At 66.8% G+C, this 2,437-nt stretch carries 3 protein-coding genes; all 3 read left to right on the top strand.

Features of this window, described 5'->3' with window-relative positions:
- A partial coding sequence (locus GSQ76_RS11555; protein WP_216851006.1) for a substrate-binding domain-containing protein occupies window positions 1-855 on the top strand: 855 nt, incomplete at its 5' end.
- 34 nt (window positions 856-889) lie between these two features.
- Window positions 890-1,987: an alpha-hydroxy acid oxidase gene (locus tag GSQ76_RS11550; protein WP_158744063.1), complete on the top strand. Its 1,098-nt coding sequence runs from the start codon at window positions 890-892 to the stop codon at window positions 1,985-1,987.
- Between the two features lie 106 nt (window positions 1,988-2,093).
- On the top strand, window positions 2,094-2,437 hold a 344-nt coding region (locus GSQ76_RS11545), incomplete at its 3' end, for an alpha/beta fold hydrolase (protein ID WP_158744083.1).

Below are 2,437 nucleotides of genomic sequence, written 5' to 3'. Positions count from 1 at the left end.
CTTCGCACGCTGCACAGGACGCCAGCGCGCGGATCGACTATTCTCGGGGCGACATTCACCCGTTGGGATAGGACATTCATGTCGGTTCGCTGGCTCGCTGCTGCCTGGCTCCTGTCGATTGCTGCGGTTAGCCATTCGGCTTATGCGGCGGATGTCAGCGTGCTGACGGCAGGGGCATTCAGGCCGGTCTTGCTGGCGCTGCAACCGGGCTTCGAGCGCCAGACGGGCGACCATTTGCACATCGGCTTCGGCACGGCCGGTGAGTTGACCCGGCAGATCGCGGGCGGCGCGCATTTCGACGTGCTTATCGCCCCGCGGGAGGCGCTTCGGGCGGTTGCCGGGGAGATCCAGGCGGCATCGGTGCTGGACGTCGCGCGGGTCGGCATTGGGGTCGTGGTGCGGCAGGGCGCGCCGGTGCCGGACGTCAGCACGCCGGAGGCGTTGCGGCAGACGCTGCTGGCAGCGCCAAGCATCGCGATGATCGACCCAGCGAGCGGGGGATCCAGCGGCCCGGCCGTGCTGGCCATGTTCGCGACATTGGGCATCGCCGATGCGGTCAAGGGGCGGCTGGTGCTGAAACAGGGCGGCGCGGTCGCCGATCTGGTGGCCGATGGGCACGCCGCCATTGGGGTGCATCAGATTAGCGAGATATTGCCCGTGCCCGGCGTGGTGCTGGCCGGCGCACTTCCGGAGGCGTTGCAGACCTACACCACCTACACAGTCGCGTTGGGTGCCCACCCGGCGGACGCGCCCGCTGCCGACGCCCTGGTCGCCGCGCTGCATGGCCCGGCGGTCGCTGCCATCCTGAAGGGCCGGGGGATGCAGTCGGCGGCCGACTTTTCGCACGGGCGCTGATCGCGTAAGCTCGGGCAAAATCCGGGAGCGCAGCATGCCTGAGACGTCGGAGAACGATTTCCAAACGCTGCACGAGATTGTCCGGGCGGCGCATGGCGTTCTCGATCGCAATCTTTGGGATTACGTGACCGGGGCGACCGAAACCGAGACGACCCAGCGGCGGAATCGGCTGGCTCTGGACCGGCTGGGTTTCCGGCCGCGCGTTCTGCGCGATGTGTCGCGGATCGATCCGTCGGCGGATTTCCTGGGCTACCGAATACCGTCACCGGTTCTGCTGGCGCCTGTCGGCGGCCTGGAATCGCTGCGGATGTCTGGCGGCGTAGCAGTCGCAGAAGGCGCCGGGCAGGCGGGATTTCCGTTCTTCCTGAGTTCGGTCACGCAATCCGGCCTGGAAGCGGTTGCGGCGGCTGCGACCGGGCCGAAGGTGTTTCAGCTTTACGTGCGTGGCGATGAGTCGTGGGTGGACGACCATGCCAGGCGGGCGATCGAGAGCGGCTATGACGCGTTCTGCCTGACGGTCGATAGCGCGATCTACAGCCGGAGGGAGCGGGACATCGCCAACCGGTTTTCCAAGCCGTGGCGTGGCAATACGCCCGGCATGGAATATCAGGCGGCGCTGAATTGGGATCAGGTGCATCGTTTCCGCAGCAAGCATGCCATTCCGCTGATCCTGAAAGGCATCGCGACGGCGGAAGATGCCGATCTGGCCTGCCAGGCGGGGGTCGACATGGTTTACGTGTCCAACCACGGCGGCCGGCAGCTTGACCATGGCGTCGGGTCGTTGGATGTCCTGCCCGAAATCGTGCAGGCAGTCGCCGGGCGTGCTCGTATCGTCGTGGATGGCGGCATCAGCCGAGGCAGCGACGTCGTGAAGGCCATCATCGCGGGTGCCGATTACGTCGGGATCGGGCGGCTATATTGTTATGGCTTGGCTGCCGCGGGCGCCGCCGGCGTGGTGAGGGTGCTGGAGCTGCTGCAGGAGGAGATCGTGGAGTGCCTCGGCCTGCTGGGCGTGACCAGCATGGCGGAGCTGGACGCCTCGTTTCTGCGCCCGGCCGAGCCGGTGGTTGTGCCACATGCGCTGAGCGCCTTTCCGTTGCTTGATCTGCCGCCACAGCGCTACGAGCGATAATCCCAGCCGGCGGGCAGCATCTCGGCGACAACTGCGGTCGGTTCGGTGCGTTGCGTGACACCGGGTTTGCAAGCGATGGCTCATGCGCCCGGCGAAAGGAACACCAATGCTCTCGCCCGGCGCGCAGTCCGACAGCCGTCCTGTATTGATATGCCTGCACTTCCTGGGCGGTAGTGCCAGGACTTGGGATGACGTCGCACGGGGGCTGGGCTCCAGCGCCGACTGCATCTGCCTTGATCTACCAGGCTTCGGCGATGCCGCGGCAACGCCGGGCTACACGGTCGCCGCCATGGCGGATGACGTGGCCGCAAAGATACGGGCGCTCAGGCCGGCGCAATGGTGGATCGCCGGGCACAGCATGGGCGCGAAGATTGCCCTGGTGCTGGCACGGCGTGCCCAAGACGGGGAATTGGGGCTTGCCGGGCTGATGGGCCTGGTCTTGATCGCTGG

The organism is Acidisphaera sp. L21 (assembly GCF_009765685.1).
In the GTDB taxonomy this organism is placed as follows: domain Bacteria; phylum Pseudomonadota; class Alphaproteobacteria; order Acetobacterales; family Acetobacteraceae; genus LMUY01.
The sequence above is the reverse complement of the archived record's forward strand: the minus strand, read 5'-3'. Positions and strand labels throughout refer to the sequence as shown.